The 240-nt window shown below is 63.8% G+C and carries 1 pseudogene; it reads right to left on the bottom strand.

Annotation, left to right across the window (positions count from 1 at the left end):
* Positions 1 to 240: pseudogene (locus AC0L30_RS43265) on the bottom strand (IS5/IS1182 family transposase); the annotation flags it as partial.

The following is a 240-nucleotide window of genomic DNA, read 5'->3' as shown; positions in this document are numbered from 1 at the left end:
GCCAAGGTGACCTTCGGCCTTCAGATGTCCGATGATGGGCTCGATGGCGGAGCGGCGCCGGAGCTCGCGCTTGATGGCGCCGAAGACGCCGCGCTTCTGGCCGGAGATGAAGACGCGACGTGGATTTTGAGCATCGTGGCCGCGGTATCCGTTGTCGACATAGGCCCGCTCGATCGGACATCCGGTGAGCGTCTCGGTCCGGTCGATGACGTTCCGCAAGGTGTGACCGTCGTAGGGATT

The sequence above is a fragment of the Bradyrhizobium sp. MI1.11 genome, from assembly GCF_055811255.1.
Note: the sequence above shows the minus strand (reverse complement) of the source record. Positions and strands in the feature narration are given on the sequence as shown.